Origin of the sequence: Nonomuraea sp. KM90, assembly GCF_052246675.1 — a bacterium.
Classification (GTDB): Bacteria; Actinomycetota; Actinomycetes; order Streptosporangiales; family Streptosporangiaceae; genus Nonomuraea.
This window is the reverse complement of sequence record NZ_JBQQCB010000161.1, coordinates 1-20,746: the sequence shown is the minus strand read 5'-3', so window position 1 is coordinate 20,746 and position 20,746 is coordinate 1. Positions and strand designations below refer to the sequence as shown.

Sequence of the window (20,746 nt, the reverse complement as noted above, 5' to 3'; positions counted from 1 at the left end):
CAAGAGCCAGCTGGACCTGGAACGCCACGGCGGCCGTACCCCTGCCGGCGTCATCATTCGTGTGCTGACCCGCATCCTCGCGCTGACCAGCGTGATCTGGCACAACGACAAGACCGGCCAGCCGATCAAGCGGTCCCTGATCGCCTATGACCACTGACCGTAGCCAGACCCCGTTGGCATCAATCATCTCAGGCGAAGATGCTGGCGCCATGTTGCGCAGCCCGCGAACCGGACATCACATCCTTCAACGCCACTATGCCGAGGCCCTGCCCATCAGAGCGGAGTTCTGTTGACGACGCCGTATCGAACGGAGCACAACCCCTGACGGCGAGTCAACGTCGTGTTGACAAGCCTCCACATGGAGTGATACCCCCGAGAGCAACCTGTTAGGTAGTAGTAAAGTATTCTGTCAAGTCATGAAAATTGCGCTTGTGCCACGCGAATTCATGCTGGGCAGAGGAGACGAGACTTGTGCATCGCTGGGCAGATCCATTCGATGAATACATGGCATTGGCCCAGCTCGCGCGCTGTATAGACCGTGCGGTAGGGGAGTGGCACGGAAGGTTCCTCGTGCCGGACATCACGGATGCGGCCCCCGCTGCGCAGGAAACGGACGCACTGGCAAGCGTGCTGGCACGCAGAAGTTCGAGGTGGACGTCAGTGCGGCGCCTCTCGGAGCCTGGCCCACAGCGGGTGAGGCTGGGAATGAGGAAATGACGTCATGACCCCAGCTGTCGATGCTCCAGATCAGAGGTACAGCATCCCCGGAACGTCCTCGGGTGGCTGCGGATGGGGTCGGCAAGTACCACGTCGGCGCTAATTAGCCGTGAACGTCCCTGAAGCCAGGTCACGGCGGGCGGTGGAACCGGAGGCGTTCGGCGCTCAGCTGGTGGAGCTTGCCGGACACCGCGTCGAGCTGGCCGCCCTGCGCCGGGCTCCAGAACGCTTCAGCCGGCTGTTCGGCGCGGCCAAGTCTCAGGTGGGGCACGCGTGGTGTCTGTGCGGCGAGCCGCCTCTACGGTTGGTTGTTCGCGCGCGGGACGGCCGTTACCATCTCGCTGGCTGGCCGGGTGAGGGCCATCGGCATGCAGCAGGGTGCGATTTCCACAAGCTCGTGCACCTGTCGGGGCGCGGTATCTACGCGGCTGGCGCGATTGAGCAGACCGATGAGGGCGACACACACGTGCGCCTGGAGATTCCGTTGCAGGTGTCGCCTGGGCGGGCGCCAGGCGGCCGGACACGGACGCCCGGGACCGAGGAGAACGCGGCACTGTCGTCGCGGCCTTCGGTAGGGCTGCTCGGAATGCTGCATCTGCTGTGGCAGGACGCGGGACTGTCGGAATGGCTTCTCACCGTTGGCCGGCGCCGAACCTGGCACGACTGCCATCACGCCTTACACCGGCCGGCGGCGACGTGTTTCGTCAACAGCGTGTCTCTGGCAGCAGTGCTGTACGTGGTGCCCCCGTATCGCCCAGCGACGGTAGCGGCCACAGCAAGAGCCTTCGAACGTTTCCGTGCCGCACTCGGCACGCATGACGGAATCATCCAGCGAGGGCTGATTCTGGGCGAGATAAAAGAGGTGGCGCCGACGTCCTATGGGTATCGGATTGCGCTGCGTCATCAGCGCGATCCGATCTTCCTGGACGCGCCGTTATGGGAACGCGTCCGACGGTCTTATCGAAGCCCGTTCGCCAAGAGTTTGCCCCACGGCGCCCGCCGGATCGTTCTGGCCGTCATCGAACGTGCCCCCCGAGGTTACCTGCGGGCGATCGATCTGGCGGCGATGATGACCAATAGCCATTACGTACCGGCGGACTCGAGCCACGAAGTTCGAATGGCCGACCATTTGATCAGGGCTGGACGGGCGTTTATCAAGCCGCTGCGTTATGAGGCCGGCGACGCGGTATTTCCGGATTTCATTCTGATGGACGTAGAACCATGGGTGTGCGTCGAGGTTTTCGGGGTGCAGGGTATGCAGGCCTATGAACAGCGGAAGCGGGCCAAGCGGGCATATTATGCCGACACGGGCACGCCCGTCCTGGAATGGGACGTGACCGATCCGCTTCCCGACCTGCCCGGATAGATGGTGTCGCCGGCGACGGCTGGGCTGTGAACGCTGTGGGCAGCCCATCCCCATCCGCAAATGTTGGACCGCCGTGCACGGGTTGGGCCGATCCTCACGCGGCCACGCCGCACTCGCGTGCGGCGGTCCGGGTGGGATGGCCGCTAATGGCTAGCCTCATACTGTTCCACGACATTAGCGGCAATACGCCCGCGTTCGCTGACTGGCAGACCGTGAGACTTGGCCCACTGCCGAATCTCTGAACTCTTCCCGCGGCTGATCGCACGAGCGCTGGGGCCGCGCCCTCGGCGACGTGCAGATGCGGGGGCGGCTCGACGAGCGTGCTGGACAAACGGTGTGAGCGCCTCCCTGAGCTTCTTGGCGTTCAGGTCGCTGAGGTCGATCTCATAGGAAGAGCCGTCGATGGCGAACGCCACTGTTTCGACCGCTTCTCCACCGTCGAGATCATCTATGAGGATTTCCTGGATCTGCCTGGCCATGGAACACTCCGCTGGAAGAGGTTGCGTGCTACATCCTGAATACCACAACGTTGGCGTGATGCGCTGCATAAAGGCACGTGCTACGGAGGCGATACGTTTCCAAAGCGGGGGCAGCGGCCGATAGCCGCTGTGCGGCATCTTTGGGACGCAGAACCGGGATCTGACCTGTAGATATAGCGGAGCGGCGACCGGTGTTTGCCGGCCTATTGAAGAAGGTGTCGCCACCCTTTAAAGGTGGGTGGGCTCTGTGACGGTTATGCCCGGGGCGGTCTGCCGATTACGTGGATGCGGTGCGCCCCTTCTGACCAGTGTGGCGTGCAGCGGCGTGAGACATGCAGCGCTCCGAGGGGGCGCTGCTTGATCATGACCACTCCGGCACGTGCGATGGCGTCCTCGCCGATCTGCGCGAGTGTAAGCCGTGGCAGGCCAGGACCGGCGCAAGGGCTGGCCCTCGGGGCTTTCAGGGAGCTTCTACGCCCCGGGTTCCGCAGTTCGTGTCGCCACTGGTGACACGCACCACCCTGGCCTCGGACGACGTTAAGGATCAAGGTGTCGAGCGGTGTTCCTAGTGACACGGATCGGACTTCCTTGTGCCACCACCGCGAACGCCGCTTACCTGGCCTGTTGCCCATAACCGTGTCACCAGCACCACCAGGAACTGCGGAACTCCGGTACGCCGGGCATTTACGTGTGTGCCTGGATTGATCGAGCACCGGCACCCGGATGCGGGTGCTCAAGATCGCGCTTTTCGCCGAGCCCCGGGAACACATGCAGACGCCGCTCGGCCGGGGGTGTGCGGGACCGAGTCCGGCTGGCCGCCGAGGCGGTGATCCAGAGTGAGGTCGCTCGGGTACCAGCAGACCCACGGATTGAAGCGGCCACGCAGGCGGGGACGCCGTTGGTGATGAGCAGGTGGGCGTCGCTCAGGTCCTCCAGGAGGTCCTGGATGCGGGCACAGATGCCAGGGCGGTAAGGCGGGAGCCGTGGTGACGAACACCGGCCACGGACGCGGTGCAGGACAAGCCGCTGCGGGAGATCCCCTCGCGGTGCTGGAGGGAGCCCGAACCATGGCCCGGCGCGACGCTGAGCGTGTGCCGCAATCGGCTCAGCGCCTTGGCGCGGCACCCTCCGCCGCTCGCGGCGGCCGCCCAGGTCCATGACGCCCCGGCTGATCGGGCCGCCACACGGGCGATGGGGTTGTCCTGCTCTCAGACCCACAATCGGAGCACAAGCTGATCATCGAGCCCGGACGGCGGCATCCAACCTTCCGCAGCTCGGCGACGTGGCGAGCATGGTCCGGAGCGGTGGTGGCACCTTCGCTATTAAACGGGGTAGTAACTTGGAGGCGTGAGGCACCCGATCCGGCGTGCCCCTCACGTCGAAGACCCGGCCTACAGCGGGACTGCGGTCCCGGTGACGCTGATGCCGCTGTCCGGCGACTCCGGGATCGACACGGTGATCGTGCTCGGCCGGCCCATGTCGTGGCCCTGGTGCACGGTGACCGTGCCGGGAACCTCGACGAGCCCGAGCTCACGCAGGTATCCGCCGAGTGCCGCGGCGGCGGCCCCCGTCGCGGGGTCCTCGACGACACCGCCGGGCGGGAACGGATTGCGCGCGTGGAAGACCTCCGGTGACTCCCGCCAGACGAGGTCGACGGTGGCCCAGTCGTTGCGCCGCATCACCTCTGCCAGCACCGGCATCTCGTAGTCCAGCTCGGCCAGCCTGCTCCGGGTGCGGGCCGCGATGACCGGGTGCCATACGCCCGCGTACGCGGCTCGGGGCGGCAGCGCCGGATCCAGCTCCGCCGCGGACCACTTCAGGGCCGCGAGCAGGCCGGACAGCTCGGACGATGGGATCGGGGCCGTCTTCGGCGGCACGCTGACGAGGGTGGCGCACATGAGCCCCTCGGCGTTCACCGCCGTGTCGACCCTGATCGGCCCGGCCTTGGTGTGCATCAGCAGCTCTCCGGGACCTCGCCGCGAGGCGTGGGCCACGGCCGCGGCGATCGTCGCGTGGCCGCAGAACGGCACCTCGATGAGCGGGCTGAAATAGCGGACGTCGAGACCGCCGTCCGGCCTCGGCACCACGAAGGCCGTCTCCGAGAACCCCACGTGTTCGGCGATCTTGGCCATCGTCGCGTCGTCGACGCCCGTGGCGTCGAGCATCACTCCCGCGGGATTACCACCGGCAGGGGTGGTACTGAACGCGACATATTTCAGGACTTCCACAAAAACCTCGTGTTAGATGATGATCTAAGGAAAGCAGGCGGGCCGTCGGGCAGCGGCCATTCCAACGGCGACGGCTCATGGTATGACCGGGAAGGCCGCTCGATGTGGAGATCGTGGCGATTGCTGGGAGACCGTCTGAACAGCAGGCCGCCCGCTGCGGCTGACCCGCGCAACGTTGGAAGGGGATGAGACTGAAACGCGTCGATCTGGGCGCCCCGCGATGAGAGCGTCGCTGATGAACCATCCTGACATCACGTTCTCATCGTGCGGGGGCTGCGTTTGTTCTGCCATCCCAGACGCCCGCTGGTAGGCGAGCCTCGGCGACAAGAGCCTTGGGCGTTCTCGATCATGGCGGAAGCGGAGCGCCAGTGGCGGCGGTTGAGCTCACATCCGCTGAAGGAGATGATCCATATCGTGCGGCTGCTGGTGATGGGCGGGTCGTGGTTCGTCGGGAAGGCCCTGGTGTCCGCTGCTCTGAAGCGGGACTGGGAGGTAACGGTTTTCAACCGGGGTCTTTCCCATCGCGGTATGCCCGGGCAGGTACGCCACATCCGCGGCGACTGGGAGCGCGCGGAGGATCTCCTCCTGCTCCGCGGTCACTGCTGGGATGTGGTCATCGATGTTGCAGGTGCCATCCCGGCCCTGGTCCGCGACGTCGTTCGGGCGGTGTCTGACCGGACCTCGCACTACGTCTACCTGTCCACGGTGTCGGTCTATCGTGAGTGGCCTCACCTGGCGGTGGACGAAGCGTCCGCGCTGTGGCCCGGTGACCCCGATCTCGATCCTGGAACACGGCGCTGGGACCCGGATGCCTATGGCCCGCTCAAGGCCGGGTGCGAGCTCGCGATCCGGCGCGAGATGGGGGAACGGGCCCTGTTCTTGCGGAGCCACGTCATCCTGGGACCTGGCGAGTACGTGGGGCGGTTGCCGTGGTGGCTGCGACGCATGGAGCGTGGAGGTGCGGTGCTGGCGCCAGCGCCGGCGAGTCGCCCGATACAGCCCATCGACGTACGCGATCTTGCGAGGTTCGCGCTCGACCTTGCCGACCGGCGTTGTTCCGGAACATATAACGTCGCCGCCCCCCGCGGCCGAGACACCTACGCCGACCTGCTCGAGGCATGCCGCAGGACGACCGGCTCTACCGCCGAGGTGGAATGGGTGGATGAGCGGTGGCTGGTCGAGCAAGGAGTGCGGCAGTGGACGGAGTTGCCACTGTGGCGGGCACTGCCGACGGCCTGGGACATGCACGTCGACAAGGCCCAAGCCGCCGGGCTGACGTGCCGGCCGCTGCTGGCGACGGTGGCGGACACGTGGCAGTGGCTGGTGGGGGGCGGCGCCCCCATCTTGCATGAGCGCCAGGCCGAGCACGGGATCGACGCGCAGCGCGAAGCGGATCTGCTCAGCCGGTGGCGGCGGAAGAAAGGGACTTGAGGAAGGCCCGGTTGATCGCAGGGTCGCGGTCGGCGACATACCGGTTGGTGGGCTGGTAGCCCATCGTCTCGTACAGCGCTCGTGCAGCGTCGTTGCGGACACCGGTTTCCAGGATGGCCCACTTCGCTCCATGTGCACGAGCATGCTGTTCGAGGTGGTCCAGGATGCGCCGCCCCAGCCCGCGGCCGCGGTGATCGGGACGGGTGTACATCTTTTTGATCTCGACCGTGTCCGCCACGGGCCGGTGGGCGCGATATCCGCCACAGGCGACGGCCATATCGCCGACGTAGCACACCAGGAACAGCCCGTGGGGTGGGGTGAACAGAGCCGGTGGGGCCTCAGCCGGATCGGCGTAGCCGTAGCGCGCAACCTGGTCGTCATACAGGGCACGCACCAAGGTCACGGCGTCCGGGTGATCGTAGGGCACGTCACGAAGGTCGGGCTGGGCGGTGGTGTGTTCGGCCATGCGAGTCGTCATGTTTGCGATAGTGCCCGATCGAAATCACGCAGGAAGTCGGCGACGGCACGTACCGTGCGATATCGGTGATAAAGAGGACGCAACTGCCGTAGCTGGTTCCAGCCGCGGAGCGACTGCACCTGATCCAGGCGCGTGAGGGCCGCGCGTCCAGCATCAACGGCCAGTTCTACCTCTTCCAGCAGCAGGCAGGCCCTGGCCAGGACTGCTCCGTGCAGGAGCGCCGAGCGTGGGAAGTGCGGGCGGGCGCCCTCGGCCGAGATCGGTGTGAGCAAGGTGATGGCTTCTGACAAGAGCTGTTTACGGTGGACGGTCCGGCGTTCGCCCAGGGCGACCAGGCCTTGTCCTCTTTCCGCGGCCAGTTGTGCGGGCTCGAGGTAGTAGAGGTAGGACGGTACCTCGGTTGCCGCTTCCAGGAGAAGCCTGGCTTGCTCCGAGGCCCGCCGGAACCTGGTTTGGTCACCGGCCGCTGCGGCGGCCGTGGCGACGCGGCCTGCGATGCGCGCGCGCAGTACCGGGTCATCGGTGCAGTGCTCCTGCGCTGCCTCGGCGATGTAGACGGCATCGTGACCGTGCCCGGCGAAGGCGGAGATGTAGGAGAGCATGCCGATGGCGTTGGCCGCCCGTCCGACATCTCCGATGGCGTGGGCCACCCGCTCGCTGAGCCGTATGTAGCGTTGAGCAACCCCGTAGTGGCATGCGTCGAAATGGACCCAGCCGACCAGCTGGGCGAGATCACTGACGATGACCAGCAGATCCCGGCGCACCTTCTCCTCCTCACATGCCGCCGACGCGGCGAGGTCCAAGATGGTGCGCAACTCGCCAGTGAGATAGCGGAGGTTGAGCGCACCACCGCCGAGTTGGTCATCGAGCCGCCGCAACTGGGTTACGTGCGCGTGGATCAGCTGGACCTGTGCCGGCAGTACTCGTTCACGGCCGCGGTGCGGTTGCGTCCATTCCAGCGTGCTGTTCAGCCCGGCCAGGACGCTGGCGGCCAGGTCAGGTCCCGTAGCCGGCGTGATGTGGAGGTGGACGTCGCTACCGTGCGCCGCCAGTGCGGCCAGGGACGTCAGGATCTGTTCGATGCTGACGCCCGCGTCGATGTCGGCGACTGCGGGGATGGGAGCGACTGAGGGTGTCCAGGGGCGACCCGGCCAAAGATCGTCCGCTGTGAGTGTCTCGTCCAGACACTGCGACAACACTGCGGCTGCGATGGCGGGGAGTGGGTCGTATGGGCGATAGCCGTGCCTCACCCACTGGTATGGGGAAGTGAGGTCGATGCGGAAGCTGTCTTGGCCGGTGCGCTCGAGCTCCTCATTGATGGCCCGTGCGAAGTTACGCGGGTTCAGCCGGGCTCGGGCCAGCAATTCTCGCAGCGCGGTCGATTTGTCCGGCATTGGCGGCTCCTGACTTCGAGTAGCGGTAGCGTCACCCCTACCACGCGACAGGTCCTGCTGGGGTGGGAACCGTCAACCTTCACGAACCTTCACGCGAGCGCCCAACCTTCACAAACCTTCACACGCTTAGGGTCTTCTCGTGTCGGAAGAGATCAGTGTGAACTGGTGAGCAACATTCCCCACTCTCCCCACGCGGATGGTGATTGGTGGTGCGACAGTGCTAATTCCCTCGATGGGCCGTGGCTATCACGCCCAGGTCAAGCCGCTTGGCGCCGGTCGGGCCACCCATCAGGCCCGCTCAATGGTTGTGGATGTCCTCGATCGGGCTGGTGTGGGCCATGACGCGGCCTATGAGGCCGAAGTCGTGGTTTCCGAATTGGTGTGCAATGCCGTCAGGCATAGCAGGGAGCCCTACGAGATGCGAATCATCTCCGCGCATGGGCATCCATACTGGTGCGAAATCTTCGATGGGGACCAGGCACTGCAGAACTTGCCTCATACACTCGAAAAGCTGAGCACGAAGGGTTTCAGCAGCACGCTTGACGGTGTTTCTGGAAGAGGGCTTGAGATCGTATATCGGCTCACGGCGGGACGGTGTGAGTTCTATCCCGGCCACTGCTACGTTGCTCCACGCCCGGGAAAAGTAGTCGCCTTCGCGCTCCCAACCCGCTATAGCACCTCCCTGGCCAGCGTCCAGCAGAGCCCGTCTACGCCCGGACCGATCCTCGAGGAGCGGTTTGGAAGCGTGCTGGTGGGCGACGTTGCGTGAGCGGAATAGGAGCGCGGCTACACACCGGTATGGAGAGGAAGTTGCTGTGACTGGTGACGTACAGCGCACCGGCGCCCCAGGTATTGATGCGACAGCCTCGGATGAGGTGCTCTCCCCGCAGCGACTGGTGCACGAAAGTACCGATGGGCAGCCGGCCATGCACAGAAACGCTCCATTCGAGGTTTCCCCGGCAACCGGGTGGCGGATCAGCATGAAGGCGTGCGTCGAAGCCATCGGCGACCTGGCGCAGCGCATCCTGGAGCGGCTTGAAGCCGTTCCCGTGGTCATCGGCATTGGACGGGGAGGCGTGCCTCCCGGCCGCAAGATAGCTGACCGCCTTGGCGCCCACATGGTCGTGGTCACCGCCACACGACGTCCGCCGCTGGCCATGCACATGAGGCATGACCATGCGATCCACTGCGATCTCAGCGCTCTACACGAGCTTGGCCGCGGACAGCCTTTGGCCGTCCCCCTCGTGATCGTCGACGACCTTTGCGATACCGGCGATACCCTCAGCGCTGTCGTCAATGCTGTAACCCCGCTGGTGAGCTCAGCCCAAGTCTGCACCGTAACCCTCTGCCGGACTGCCTCGGCCGTTCACGGCTTGCCTGACTTGTACGTGTGGGAGGTGCCCGGCAGGTCCGTAGTGTTCCCCTGGGCCACCTCGGTATCCGACACCGATGGCATGGCAGCGAAGGGCGAACGCTCTGATGACGCTGCGGGGCGCCCGCGCCGCCCCACCGGATGATCAGGACCCTGAATCCACGATGCCCGCTTCCCCCACAGGCCTCCGCCTGAGCAGGACACGCCTGCACAGGTCGGGAACCCGCCAGGCGCCTGCGCCTGGTGTCACTACGCAAAGGAGACATGATGAGCGCTCGAGGGACCCAACGGCCCGACCTGTACGCGTACCGGCTGCAGGAGGAGGACTTTCAGACCGTCCCCGGGACCAGGTTCGAGATCGCCTACTTCAACGACAAGGGCATCGCGGTGCGGGACGTCGACCGGCCCGGCAGCACCGAGATTCGCGCCCACCACCAGGAGATGATGGTCCTTCTGGAACACCTGTCCCCGCGCGAGGTGGCGTCTGCGGGGCGAAGTGCTCCCTCGCCACTGTGAGCCAGCCGTTGCCGAGGGCGGGGGCTAGCCATATCCATGCGGCGCCGTCACACCTGCCCATCGGTGCCGTGCGGCGCAGGAGGTCCCATCGCATCCGGGCGCAAGCAGGATTCCAGCACTGCCCGCACTGTCCTGTCGACCCGCTGCCTACGGTGGGTACGAACCCCGCCGTAGGCAGCGCCAATCACGCCGCGGCGCTCAGCCGTCAAGCGTCCCGAGTGCGACTCTGCCCTGCTGACGGGTCAGCTGACACCCTGCTTGCGGTAGACCCGACCGGCACCAGGAGAAGGCCGCGGAGCGGCACCACCCCCGCCGCTCCGCAGCACCCTGCCAATCGCTCCAGGCGGATGTGAGGGACGCCCCCTACCTCTGGGGATGCCACGCGGTGTGGGCTCATCCGCCCGACAGCGCCACCCTGCGTCCGGGGGTCTCACGACCGATCGTGTCCACCCTGCTCATCCTGATGTTGCTCTGGGGTCCCGCCAGCCGCTTGTTTCCGGCGGGAAGTCGCGCAGCTCGCACGCACGGCTTCCCGCCGGCTTCCGGCTTGGATCGCCAGAGCCGCCTCGCGCGGCGACCCGTCGGTCATCGCCGTCCACCAGCTCTGACCTCTCGCTTAGAGGCGACGGTGTGGAAGACGGGCATGCGGTGCGTGGGATGAGACGCTCGCGCGCGGCGTGGATCACAGCACAAGCAGGGTCTGCAGCAGGCAGGTGCGTCGCGGTGGGCGCACCTGCCTGCCGATTTCTCGCTTCGGGTGATCCACGTAGCGGGGTACCCGCTGCTGGCCACGGAGTGAGAGGCCCGCGATCTGAATGATCACTGCCGTTCGAGATTCACCATCACACCGGTCCCCGATGTGCCCAGGAACGCTCATGGACATCTATCACCGCTTGCCTGCCCGGAGAGAAGAACTGATCGCCACGTTGGTCCGCCGAGGTGTGCTCGCCCGGGACCAGCCTCGCCGCGACAGGTGGATCACCAGCCTTGCGGAGGTGCCTCGTCACGCTTTTGTGCCCGCTCGCGCGTGGGTCGCCGAAGACATGGGGCAGACGGGCCGCGCCATTGACCGGGACCTCGACCCGGAAGCCTGGTTACGCGCCGCGTACCTCGACTTACCCCTGATCACGCAGCGCGGTGGCGCCGACGTCGCAGCCGATGCGGTGGCTCCGACCTCGTTGCTGTCGCGCCCGTCGACGGTGTTTCGCCAACTCTGCCTGCTCGATCCACTCCCTGGTCAGCGGCTGCTGGAGGTCGGGACGGGCACCGGGTACACGGCGGCTCTGCTCGGCTGGCACCTGGGGGATGCCCAGGTGACCTCGATCGAGATCGACCCGGATCTGGCGGCGGTGGCCCGGCAGAACATCCGTAGCATCGGCCGGGCGCCGACGATCGTCACCGACGATGCCGGCCCGGCCCGTGCGCCTGGGGAAGTCTTCGCCGGAATGCACGTGACCTGCGGCGTGCGTACCTTCCCGTCCTCCTGGCTGGCACAAACCTTGCCGGGTGGCGTGATCGTCGCCCCATGGATGTCGGCACATGGTCAACGGGGCGAGATGGTGAGGCTCACGGTAGAACCGGACGGGTCGGCGCTGGGCCGGTTCCACCGTTGCACAACGTCGGTTCCGATGCGCGGTGCCGTTCCCACCGCCCGGCCTGCCGAACCCGTGGGCGACCGTGAGCGCGACGGCAGAGCCTCCCATCCGGCGTTGCTGCCCAGCACGCCCTACGAAGCGCTCGCGCATGGATACGGGATTTGGCTGACCGGTCAAGCTCCGCACGTGGTGGTGGCCGGCGCCGGGTGGGAGCAACGCGACGGAGCGCGGCTGTGGGTGATGCGGCTGCGCAGCACCCGCGACGACAGCGCCGCGACCATCGTCGCCGACCCGTGCCACGCGCATCCGGGTGAGCGGGATGTCCTGGCCATCCAGTCTGGTGAGCCTCTGTGGGATCGGCTCGAAGCGGCCTACTCCTCCTGGCTTCAGGCCGGGCGACCCGGTCGAGACCGCCTAGGGCTGAGGATCAGTCCGGGACGCCAGACCATCTGGCTGGACACTCCCGCCCAGCCGGTGACCTGAATCGTGGCCCTCCTGACGTTCCCACGCGCATGGGCAGCCTCGACTCTGTCGCTGGTCAGCACCCGCACGCTGAGCGTCACCTATCCGCTGCTCGCGATCGGTCTCAGCGGGTCGCCCGCCTGGGCGGGCTGGGTCGTCTGCGCCGCCACCTTGCCGGGGCTGGTGTGCTACGTGCCCGCAGGTGCGCTGTGCGACCGGTTGGGAGCACACCGGGTGATGATCGGCAGTGAGGTGGTGCGCGCGGCGCTGATCATCCTGCTGTGCGCGGGGATGCTGGCGCAGGAAGTGCGCGTTGAGCACCTGCTCGTGGTCGCTGTCGTGGAAGGTGCCCTTTCGGCCGTGTCCTCGGTGGCCGAACTGGCGGTGATCACGATGGCGGCCCGGGCCGCCGGCCAACCACCATCCGCGCTGGCGCTGCACGAGGTCACCGTGCATGCGGTCGGGCTGACCAGCCGGCCCCTCGGCGGCGCCCTGTACGGGCTGGATCCGATGGCCGCGTTCCTGCCGAATGCGGTCTGTGGCCTCGCGGCGGCCGGCGTTCTGCTGCGTGCGTCCAGCGTGCCGCACGAGGCCGCGCCGCGTCGACGCCTGCGGGAAGAGCTAGTCGCTGGTTTCACCGAGGGGTGGCGGCACGGGTTCCTCAGATCGGCGACCATTTTGACGGCCCTGGTCAATGCCGGCGTTCAGGCGGCCAGCGTGGTTTGTGCAGCCCACCTCACGTTGATCGGGGAGAATCCGGCGGCGATCGGGGCAGCGCTCGCCGGCACCAGTGCGGGCGGAATCGCCGGCGGACTGATCTCGGCCCAGTCTCGCGCCAAGACGTTCTCCCATGCTGAATCGACAGAACGGGTGCGTGCGACGGCGGGACGACCGGTGGCAGACGTTTTGCGCAGCGGGACCATGCTCGTGGCCCATATGGGCGTGTGCTCGCTCGCGCTTGCACTCATCTGCCTGAGCCGAGGCGACCTGGTCGTCTTCGCCGCCGCGCTGGTGATGATCGGGCTGACCGGCGGGCTGAGCAACGTGGTTTTCAAGATCGGATTCGGCGCCGTTCCCGCGGCCATGCTTGTTCGCGTGGTCGGCGCCTCGCGGATGGTCACCTTTGGCGCGAGTGCACTGGGCCCGCCCCTGGCGATCGCGCTCTACTAAGGCTTCGGGCTGGCGATCACGGTCGGCGTCTGCGCGGTGACCATGATGGCAGCAACGTCGGTGATGGCCTTCGTGCCGTCGTTACGCGCCACACCATCAGAATCTACACAGTAAAGGAGCTCGCCATGCAGTATCGATATCCGCACACCGACCACCACGCGTCACCCCCTCTTCTGCGGCCAGCTCCCCGGCCCATGAGGAGCGGCCGGGCCAGCCGCCGTTCGTGCAGCAACGCACCGTCGCCGCCACCCCCGCTCCGGCGAGCACCAGGTAACGACGCCAGCGTCGGGAGAATCCGATGAAGCGACACACGGAATGGGAAGATCTTCCGCCCGCCACGCAGAGGGTCGTAGAGAGCCACTGCGGTTCGAAGCAGGGCGTGGTGTACGTGGACGGCGCGCGGTCGGGGCTGGCCGCGCGGTTCTACGGCAATGCCCGCGAGGTCTACCTCAAGGCCATCACCAGAGGCCGCGCCGACACCAGCCGCTACCGACGGGAATGGCAGACGGCCCAGAGCATGCCCAAGGCCGCGCCCGTTCCGCGCCTTCTGTGGAGCGAGGAGGAGTCCGGCTGGCTGGTCTACGCGTTCCAACTGATCGATGGCGACGATCCGCGGGCCGACCTGAAGCACGGATCGACCGACCTTCCCTATGTGTTCGACGGGCTGAACCGGCTGAGGAGCACCCTCACCCCATGCCCCGTCGAAGTCCGGTCCGTGGTGGAGTACGTCACCAGGCTCTCTTTCGTGGGTGACCGCATGCTGGAACAATCGGAGCAGGTGCCGGGCGAATCTGTGTTCAAGGCGGCGCTGGAGGGGTTTACCCCCGATTCGCTGGCAGGTGGGGACACGCTTCTGAACTGTCGGCTCGATTCGCGGCAGCTGCTCGTCGAAGAGCGCAAGGTGTACGTGAGCGGCTGGACGGAACCGTCCCGCGGCGAAGCATGGATTGAGCCCGCGCTGTTCGCAGCCGCTTCGCCGACGATGACCTGGGATAGCGCGAGTGGCCCACCGGAGCTGCCACCAATATCCCGGCGTCGCTTAATCAGGCGTCCATGGCGTCGCCATTGCGGTCGTATCGCATATTCGCGATGTCCAGTTGACCGCGTGGAATCGACCGCATAGAGCGGGCCGCATAGAACCGCTTTGGCGGTGGACGCGCACCCTAAACACCCAAGGGTCCGCCCGATGGAGCCTCGGGCAGACGCCGCGGCTGGAGCCCCATGTCGTGCGTGGCGGGGCCGCGCCCCATTTCCTCGACCAGAAAATCGACCGGTGCGATCTTTTCCGCAACTGACATTTCTTGCCGGTGATAGATAAAGCTCAGGAGGCACATGATGAACCGCCTCGCTCTGACCTCGAAACTGTATCAAGACACCGTATGGCCATATGCCAAGAAGGTCTCCGAAGGAGAGCGTCTGCCAGCCCCGCTCGTCGTTGACCTCGACCCCACGACGTTCTGCGACCTGGCCTGCCCCGAATGCATCAGCGGAAAGCTGCTCAACCAAGGACGTTTCACCCCGGAGCGGCTCCGAGCATTGGCCGGCGAGCTCTGTGCCGCGGGCACCAGGGCCGTCGTTCTCATCGGCGGCGGAGAGCCCCTTGCGCATCCTGGCACGCGGGACGTCATCACGATCCTCGGCCGCGCCGGCCTGCATGTCGGCGTGGTCACGAACGGGACGATGATTGATCGTCACCTCGACGAGATCGCCAACCATGTGACGTGGCTCCGCGTGTCCGTCGACGCCGCCACCGAGGACACCTATGGCCGTGTGCGGCCCGATCGCCGAGGCCGCAGCCAGTTCGGCAAGGTCATCGCCAACATGCGTGTCCTCGCCGAAAAGAAGACCGGAGCCCTCGGATACTCCTTTCTCCTGATCACTCGCTTCGACGACTCCAACAGGCTGGTGGAATCGAATCACGCCGAAGTCCTCCCGGCCGCCCAGCTGGCCAAGGACATCGGCTGCGACTACTTCGAACTGAAGGCCATGTTCGACAACAAGCACCGCGTCGTCCCACTGCCAGACGACGTGCTGATGTCCGTTCGCGCGCAGGTGAGGCAGGCCCAGAAACTGCGCGATGGATCATTCGATCTGGAGTTCTCCTCCACCTTCACGTCCGTCGCAGACCAGCGTCCGGCCGACCAGGAGAAGTCGTATCACACGTGCCCGGTCGCGGAGTTGCGCACGCTGATCACACCGACCGGCGTCTATAAATGTTCTTACCATCGAGGAAACAGGCAAGCACTGCTGGGCGATGCCGTCGAACGCAATTTCATCGACCTCTGGCGCGAGGCCGACCAGACAGTCATCGACCCGTCCCAGGACTGCGACTTCCATTGCGCCCGTCATCAGACGAACCTCGACATCGTGAACATGGCGGCATTACCCGAGAATCCTCATCTCTGCAAGGAGTTCGACCGCTTCATATGACCGGCCTGATCGCGCCACGCTGAGATCATTCTAGCGGGCCTGGAACAACCCCGAAGACCTATATGCGGAATACAGATCGAGAACGACAAGAGTCGGCGGATGAATGGGCGACGGCGGCTGCGACATCGGGAGAAACCGGTGCTCCAGCACCTCGGCATCACCGCGCAGCTCACCCGTCCACCTCCGTGCATAGAAGCACATCGCGAAAGCGTGGACCAGGTCACCATTGGGGTATCGCAGCGTGTGCACGTCAGGATCGGACAAACATGCGAAAGGAACGAGGCCATCAGGAGCGACCGTCAAGCCGGTTTCCTCCAGCAACTCCGCCGCAGCCGCGCCACGAAAATCCATGTCGGGCTCGCATGAGCCGGCCGGAATCTCCCACACGTCAGTGTCGGATCGGCGCTGAAAGAGGACGCGGTCCCGATGGTCGATAAGCAGGACTTGAGCCCCCGGAACGAGCAGCAACCGGGAACCCACCACCTGGCGCAACGACCAGATGTAGGAATCTTTGAACGTCACGACAATCACATCCATTAAACATTTGTTCCGAACGCGTCGCTCATCGGCAACGAGGGGTGATTTCGGGCCCTCTCAAGCGGATACGCAAAGACGTTATCCGGCCGCAATCCTACAGAGCATCGATATCGGAGGAGAACCGCATGACTTCCGTCGTGGCAACCCGTGTTTGCCTGGCCGGCGACGCGCTGGACTACCTCGGCGGGCACACGGTATGCGCCGCGATCGATCTGCCCACCATTGTCACCGACATCGGCCGCAGCATGTGGTCCAACCCAGCGCATGAGACCCTGACGCGAGAACTCGAGCAGTTCGTCCGCGACTCATATCCTGACGTCACCGTCGAACCATCGACGTTGGCCGCCACGTGCCATGCCCCGAGCCCGGGAGGACTGGGCACCTCGTCGTCGATCTGCATCGGCCTCCTGCGGGAAATGTTACGCAGGTGCGGCAAGGATCCGGCAGCCGCCGTCCGTCTCGCCTACGCATTCGAGTTCCAGCGCACGCACGGCGGAGGGGCCGACCACGTCTCCGTAGCGCTCGGCGGATGGCTGTACACGCTGGGGCAAGCGACAGGTCTGCCGACCACGATCGGTTTTCGCTCCGCGGCCGACGGCCCGCCCTGGTCGGTCACGCTCATCGACACCGGCCTGTCCAAGGACTGCGGCGACGCGATCGCCCGCTTCCGCCGGCTGCAGCGCACAGGCTCGGCCGCGCTGAAGAGCTACATCGCCGACCTCGACGAGATCTCCGCCCAGGTATGGGCGGCGGTCGACGATCACGATCTCACTGGTGTGCTGGCCGGCATGGACAGCGCCCACGCACTCATGCGCGACCGGTACGAGCTGAGCCATCCTCGCATCGAACGGGTCCGCGACCGCGCGAAGGCCGCGACGGGACATGACTTCAAACTGACCGGCTCGGGCAACGGTGGATGCCTGGTCACCCTGCACCGGAGCGACGACCACGCCGGCATCCGCGCAGGCCTGATCGATGCGGGAATCGAGCCCACGACCATCTATCACGGCCTGATCGCCGAGGGAATCCCCGACGTCCCGGCCACGCCGCACGCTGTGAACGTTCAGCCCCTGATGGAGGAGACCCGGTGACTGAGTGGGGTCAATTGCAGCAGACCATCGACGGACGAGCGGCGCCATCGGAGGCCTCCTACCCGGTCCTCAACCCGGCAACGGGAGAGCAGCTCACCACCGCGCCGCTCTGCTCACGAAGCCAGCTGGACGATGCGATGCAAGCCGCTTCGCAAGCGGCCCGCACGTGGTCCAGGGACGAAAACGCGCGCCGGTCGGCGATGCGGGCGTTCGCCGACGCACTCGAGCGTGAAGCCGATCTCCTGGCGGCAGCGCTGACGAGCGAACAAGGCAAACCCTTGAGCCAGGCCCGGGAGGAGATCACGGGCGGCATCCAGATCCTCCGCTCGTATGCGGAACTTCCCCTGCCGGTCCACGTTCTCGCCGACGCCGGCCCGATCACATCGGTGGTGGAACGACAGCCCTGCGGGGTGGTGGCGGCCATCACCCCGTGGAACTTCCCGTTCAGCATCGCCCTGTTGAAGCTCGGCGCGGCCCTGCTCGGCGGAAACACGGTCGTGCTCAAGCCATCTCCCTTCACTCCGGTCACCACGCTGCTGACCGGAGTGCTGGCGCGATCAGCACTGCCCGCGGGCGTGGCCAACGTCGTCTCCGGCGCCGGCGACCTGGGCGCCGCCATGGCACGGCATCCAGCGGTGCGTGCCGTGACGTTCACCGGATCCGTGGCCGCAGGTAAACAGGTCGCGAAGGCGGCGGCCGACGACCTGAAGCGGGTGGTCCTCGAACTCGGCGGCAACGACGCCGCAATCGTGTTACCGGATGCGGAGCCCTCCGCTGTGGCAGCCCAGCTGTGCACGATCGCCTTCAGGAACTGCGGCCAGATCTGCGCCACCGTCAAACGCCTCTATGTGCCCGCCTCGATCTATGAGCCGCTCGTCGCCGAGCTGGCCCGGCGCGCGGATGCGCTGAAGGTCGGCAACGGCACCGACGACGGTGTACAGATGGGCCCGGTCCAGAACCAGGCGCACTTCCAGCACATCCAAACCCTGGTCCGGGAAGCAGTCGCCAATGGGGCCGTGATCGCGGCCGGTGGCAGGCCACTGGACGGACCCGGCTACTTCTACCCACCGACGGTGATCGCGCAAGCAACCGAAGGTATGACAGTCGTCGACGAGGAACAGTTCGGCCCAGTCCTTCCCGTCCTGCGCTACGACGAGCTGGATGAGGCGGTGACTCGCGCGAACCACTCCACCTACGGGCTCACCGCCTCGGTCTGGGGAACCGATCCCCACGCGCTGCGCGCAGTCGCCGAACGCCTCGACGCGGGTGTCGTCAACATCAACACGCACGACGTCCAGATCCCCGGCGCACCCTTCAGCGGCCGCAGGTGGAGCGGGATCGGCGCGGAAGGCGGAATCCACGGCGTCCTGGCGCTGACCGACCCCCGGGTGCTCAACACGGCCAGGCGGCGAAGGCAAAGCAGCGATGCTCTCCCCGGCGAAAGGATGGGATGAATGTGCGGCATAGCCGGCTGGCTGGATTTCGACCAGCTGACGAACGTCGAGCCGATCGTCGCGTCCATGACCGAGACCCTGGCCTGCCGCGGACCGGACGGGGAAGGCGTCTGGACCAGTCCCCACGCCACGCTGGGGCAACGGCGGCTCGCCGTGATCGACGCCGAGCACGGCACCCAGCCGATGACGGTCGAGACAACGGCCGGGCCTGTCGTGATCGTCTACAGCGGAGAGACCTACAACTTCGCCGAGCTTCGCCGGCAACTGGCCGCCGCCGGACACCGGTTCCGGTCCCGCTCGGACACCGAGGTGGTGCTTCGCGCCTACCTCGAGTGGGGAACGAGCGCAGTCAAGCGGCTGAACGGCATGTTCGCCTTCGCCATCTGGGACGGGCGCGAAGACAAACTCGTGCTGGCCAGGGACCGGATGGGCATCAAGCCGCTGTTCCTGCACAAACGCGCCAACGGCGTACTCTTCGGCTCCGAGCCCAAGGCGATCCTGGCGCATCCTTCGGTCACCGCGACAGTCGACCTAGACGGCTTTCGCGAGCTCTTCTCCATGGTGAAGTCGCCGCGGCAATCGATCTGGTTGGGCATCCGCGAGGTCGAACCGGGCACCATGATGATCGTCAATCGCGACGGTGTGCGGGAAATCAGCTACTGGCGGCTGACGACCGAATCCCCCCAGCTTGATCTCACCGAAACCATCGAGCAGGTGACGGGGCTCCTGCAAGACGTCGTCACGAGCCAACTCGTCGGTGACGTGCCGCTGGGCACGTTACTCTCCGGAGGGCTGGACTCCTCCACCTTGACCGCCCTCGCGGCCGCCGAACTGGCTCGTCAAGGCGGACAACTGCGCAGCTTCTGCGTAGATTTCGCTGGGCAGAGCCAGGACTTCCGCCCGGACGCCCTCCGGCCGGAACCCGACACGCCCTTCGCTCACCAGGTCGCCGACCACGTCGGCTCACACCACACCGACATCGTGCTGACCCCTGAGACATTGGCCGACCCAAAGGTCCGCGAACTGGTAGTGCGGGCCTACGACCTCCCGATGGGGCACGGCGACATGGACGCCTCCATGTTCCTCCTGTTCCAGGCCATGCGCGAGCACGCAGTGGCGGCGCTGTCGGGGGAATCAGCCGACGAGTTGTTCGGCGGCTACCACCAGTTCTTCTCCGCCAAAGCGCGGGCGGGGACGTCATTTCCCTGGCTGGCAGACCCGCACCTGCCGCAGTACGCAGCCCTCAGCCCTCGCCAACCGTCGGTGTTCCATCCCGAGTTCCACCACGCCCTGGCCCTGCCCGACTACGTGCGCGACAGCTACGGCAGCGCAGTGTCCGCCGTCGAGCGGGCACCCGGGGAGAGCGACCTCGAATGGACCATGCGGAAGATCACCTACTTCTACCTCACCCGGTTCGTGCGCATCCTGCTGGACCGTCAGGATCGGCTCAGCATGGCCGTGGGGCTGGAGGTCCGCGTACCGTATTGCGACCATCGGCTCGTCAGCGCGGTCTACAACGCCCCGTGGACGATGAAGTTCCACGACGGCCGCGAAAAATCCCTACTGCGTAGCGCCGCGGCACCGCTCCTACCCCACGCGGTCACCAAGCGGAAGAAATCCCCCTACCCCTCCACCCAGAACCCGGCCTACACCGACCTGCTGAAAATCCAAGCGCGCGACCTCCTGGCCGATCGGCAACACCCGGTATTCGACCTCGTCGACCGCGCCGCACTCAAGCAGGCCATACACAGCAGCAGCCCAGACTCCTTCGGCCGTTTCGTCCTCGAACGGTCGCTGGAGCTCGCGGTATGGTTCGAACTTTACGCCCCGTCGGTAAAGGTGTGACTCGCCGATCTCCCGCGCCGGAGTTCAAGAACGCCCACCATTCAGACCGACTATCCTCGATTCTTCAGCGGGCGGTGCTGTGTGAGTGGCTCCGCGATTTGCCCGTAATGTCCCCGACGCGGTTGGGGCGGGCCGTCGCATGACGCTGCGGGGGCGCCGGGTTCCACGGACCCGGAGCAGG

The 20,746-nt window shown here is 66.1% G+C and carries 17 protein-coding genes and 1 pseudogene; 13 read left to right on the top strand and 5 right to left on the bottom strand.

Annotated elements, in window-relative coordinates; translation table 11 throughout:
* Positions 1-157, top strand: a pseudogene (locus ACTWPW_RS57025) (IS982 family transposase); the annotation flags it as partial.
* 669 nt (positions 158-826) lie between these two features.
* Positions 827-2,083: a DUF1173 family protein gene (locus tag ACTWPW_RS57020; RefSeq protein WP_443173971.1), complete on the top strand. Its 1,257-nt coding sequence runs from the start codon at positions 827-829 to the stop codon at positions 2,081-2,083.
* Positions 2,084-2,226: 143 nt separating this feature from the next.
* On the opposite strand, the gene ACTWPW_RS57015 is transcribed toward ACTWPW_RS57020, so the two are convergent.
* Both ACTWPW_RS57015 and ACTWPW_RS57010 read right to left on the bottom strand, forming a co-directional pair.
* Positions 2,227-2,562, bottom strand: a complete 336-nt coding sequence (locus tag ACTWPW_RS57015) for a histone-like nucleoid-structuring protein Lsr2 (RefSeq protein ID WP_443173970.1) — start codon at positions 2,560-2,562, stop codon at positions 2,227-2,229.
* Between the two features lie 1,391 nt (positions 2,563-3,953).
* The gene (locus ACTWPW_RS57010; protein WP_443173969.1) at positions 3,954-4,790 is read right to left on the bottom strand and encodes a PhzF family phenazine biosynthesis protein; all 837 of its coding nucleotides are present in this window, start codon (positions 4,788-4,790) and stop codon (positions 3,954-3,956) included.
* Positions 4,791-5,138: 348 nt separating this feature from the next.
* On the opposite strand from ACTWPW_RS57010, the gene ACTWPW_RS57005 reads away from it, so the two are divergent.
* Entirely contained in the window at positions 5,139-6,221 is a 1,083-nt protein-coding gene (locus tag ACTWPW_RS57005) for a hypothetical protein (protein ID WP_443173968.1), read from the top strand.
* Here ACTWPW_RS57005 and ACTWPW_RS57000 read toward each other — a convergent pair.
* Positions 6,190-6,699 carry a GNAT family N-acetyltransferase gene (locus tag ACTWPW_RS57000; RefSeq protein WP_443173967.1) on the bottom strand — a complete coding sequence of 170 codons (510 nt, stop codon included), beginning with the start codon at positions 6,697-6,699 and terminating at the stop codon, positions 6,190-6,192. The two genes, ACTWPW_RS57005 and ACTWPW_RS57000, sit on opposite strands and share 32 nt — an antisense overlap.
* Entirely contained in the window at positions 6,696-8,093 is a 1,398-nt protein-coding gene (locus ACTWPW_RS56995; protein ID WP_443173966.1) for a hypothetical protein, read from the bottom strand. The genes ACTWPW_RS57000 and ACTWPW_RS56995 overlap by 4 nt, the downstream gene beginning before the upstream one ends.
* Positions 8,094-8,325: 232 nt before the next feature.
* Here ACTWPW_RS56995 and ACTWPW_RS56990 point away from each other — a divergent pair, with 232 nt between their 5' ends.
* The 7 genes from ACTWPW_RS56990 to ACTWPW_RS56960 all read left to right on the top strand — a co-directional run bounded on the left by ACTWPW_RS56990 (position 8,326) and on the right by ACTWPW_RS56960 (position 15,638).
* Positions 8,326-8,862, top strand: coding sequence for an ATP-binding protein (locus tag ACTWPW_RS56990; RefSeq protein WP_443173965.1), 537 nt, complete (start codon positions 8,326-8,328; stop codon positions 8,860-8,862).
* A 46-nt stretch (positions 8,863-8,908) separates the two neighbouring features.
* A complete protein-coding gene (locus ACTWPW_RS56985) occupies positions 8,909-9,610 on the top strand; it encodes a phosphoribosyltransferase (RefSeq protein ID WP_443173964.1) in 702 nt (233 codons plus the stop codon).
* A 119-nt stretch (positions 9,611-9,729) separates the two neighbouring features.
* Positions 9,730-9,981, top strand: a complete 252-nt coding sequence (locus ACTWPW_RS56980; RefSeq protein WP_443173963.1) for a hypothetical protein — start codon at positions 9,730-9,732, stop codon at positions 9,979-9,981.
* 875 nt (positions 9,982-10,856) lie between these two features.
* Positions 10,857-12,059: a hypothetical protein gene (locus ACTWPW_RS56975; RefSeq protein WP_443173962.1), complete on the top strand. Its 1,203-nt coding sequence runs from the start codon at positions 10,857-10,859 to the stop codon at positions 12,057-12,059.
* Positions 12,060-12,062: 3 nt separating this feature from the next.
* The gene (locus ACTWPW_RS56970; RefSeq protein ID WP_443173961.1) at positions 12,063-13,208 is read left to right on the top strand and encodes an MFS transporter; all 1,146 of its coding nucleotides are present in this window, start codon (positions 12,063-12,065) and stop codon (positions 13,206-13,208) included.
* A 298-nt stretch (positions 13,209-13,506) separates the two neighbouring features.
* A complete protein-coding gene (locus ACTWPW_RS56965; RefSeq protein WP_443173960.1) occupies positions 13,507-14,331 on the top strand; it encodes a hypothetical protein in 825 nt (274 codons plus the stop codon).
* Between the two features lie 209 nt (positions 14,332-14,540).
* Positions 14,541-15,638, top strand: coding sequence for a radical SAM protein (locus tag ACTWPW_RS56960; protein ID WP_443173959.1), 1,098 nt, complete (start codon positions 14,541-14,543; stop codon positions 15,636-15,638).
* A gap of 30 nt (positions 15,639-15,668) precedes the next feature.
* Here ACTWPW_RS56960 and ACTWPW_RS56955 read toward each other — a convergent pair whose 3' ends face one another.
* Entirely contained in the window at positions 15,669-16,175 is a 507-nt protein-coding gene (locus ACTWPW_RS56955) for an NUDIX domain-containing protein (RefSeq protein WP_443173958.1), read from the bottom strand.
* A 125-nt stretch (positions 16,176-16,300) separates the two neighbouring features.
* Between ACTWPW_RS56955 and ACTWPW_RS56950 the strand changes: the two genes are divergently transcribed.
* The 3 genes from ACTWPW_RS56950 to asnB are packed head-to-tail and all read left to right on the top strand — an operon-like array spanning position 16,301 to position 20,565.
* The gene (locus ACTWPW_RS56950; RefSeq protein WP_443173957.1) at positions 16,301-17,266 is read left to right on the top strand and encodes a hypothetical protein; all 966 of its coding nucleotides are present in this window, start codon (positions 16,301-16,303) and stop codon (positions 17,264-17,266) included.
* Positions 17,263-18,720, top strand: a complete 1,458-nt coding sequence (locus ACTWPW_RS56945) for an aldehyde dehydrogenase family protein (protein ID WP_443173956.1) — start codon at positions 17,263-17,265, stop codon at positions 18,718-18,720. Before ACTWPW_RS56950 ends, ACTWPW_RS56945 begins: the two co-directional genes overlap by 4 nt.
* Positions 18,721-20,565 (top strand): asparagine synthase (glutamine-hydrolyzing), encoded by a 1,845-nt coding sequence (gene asnB / locus ACTWPW_RS56940; protein ID WP_443173955.1) that lies wholly within the window; start codon positions 18,721-18,723, stop codon positions 20,563-20,565.
* Positions 20,566-20,746: the final 181 nt, after the last annotated feature.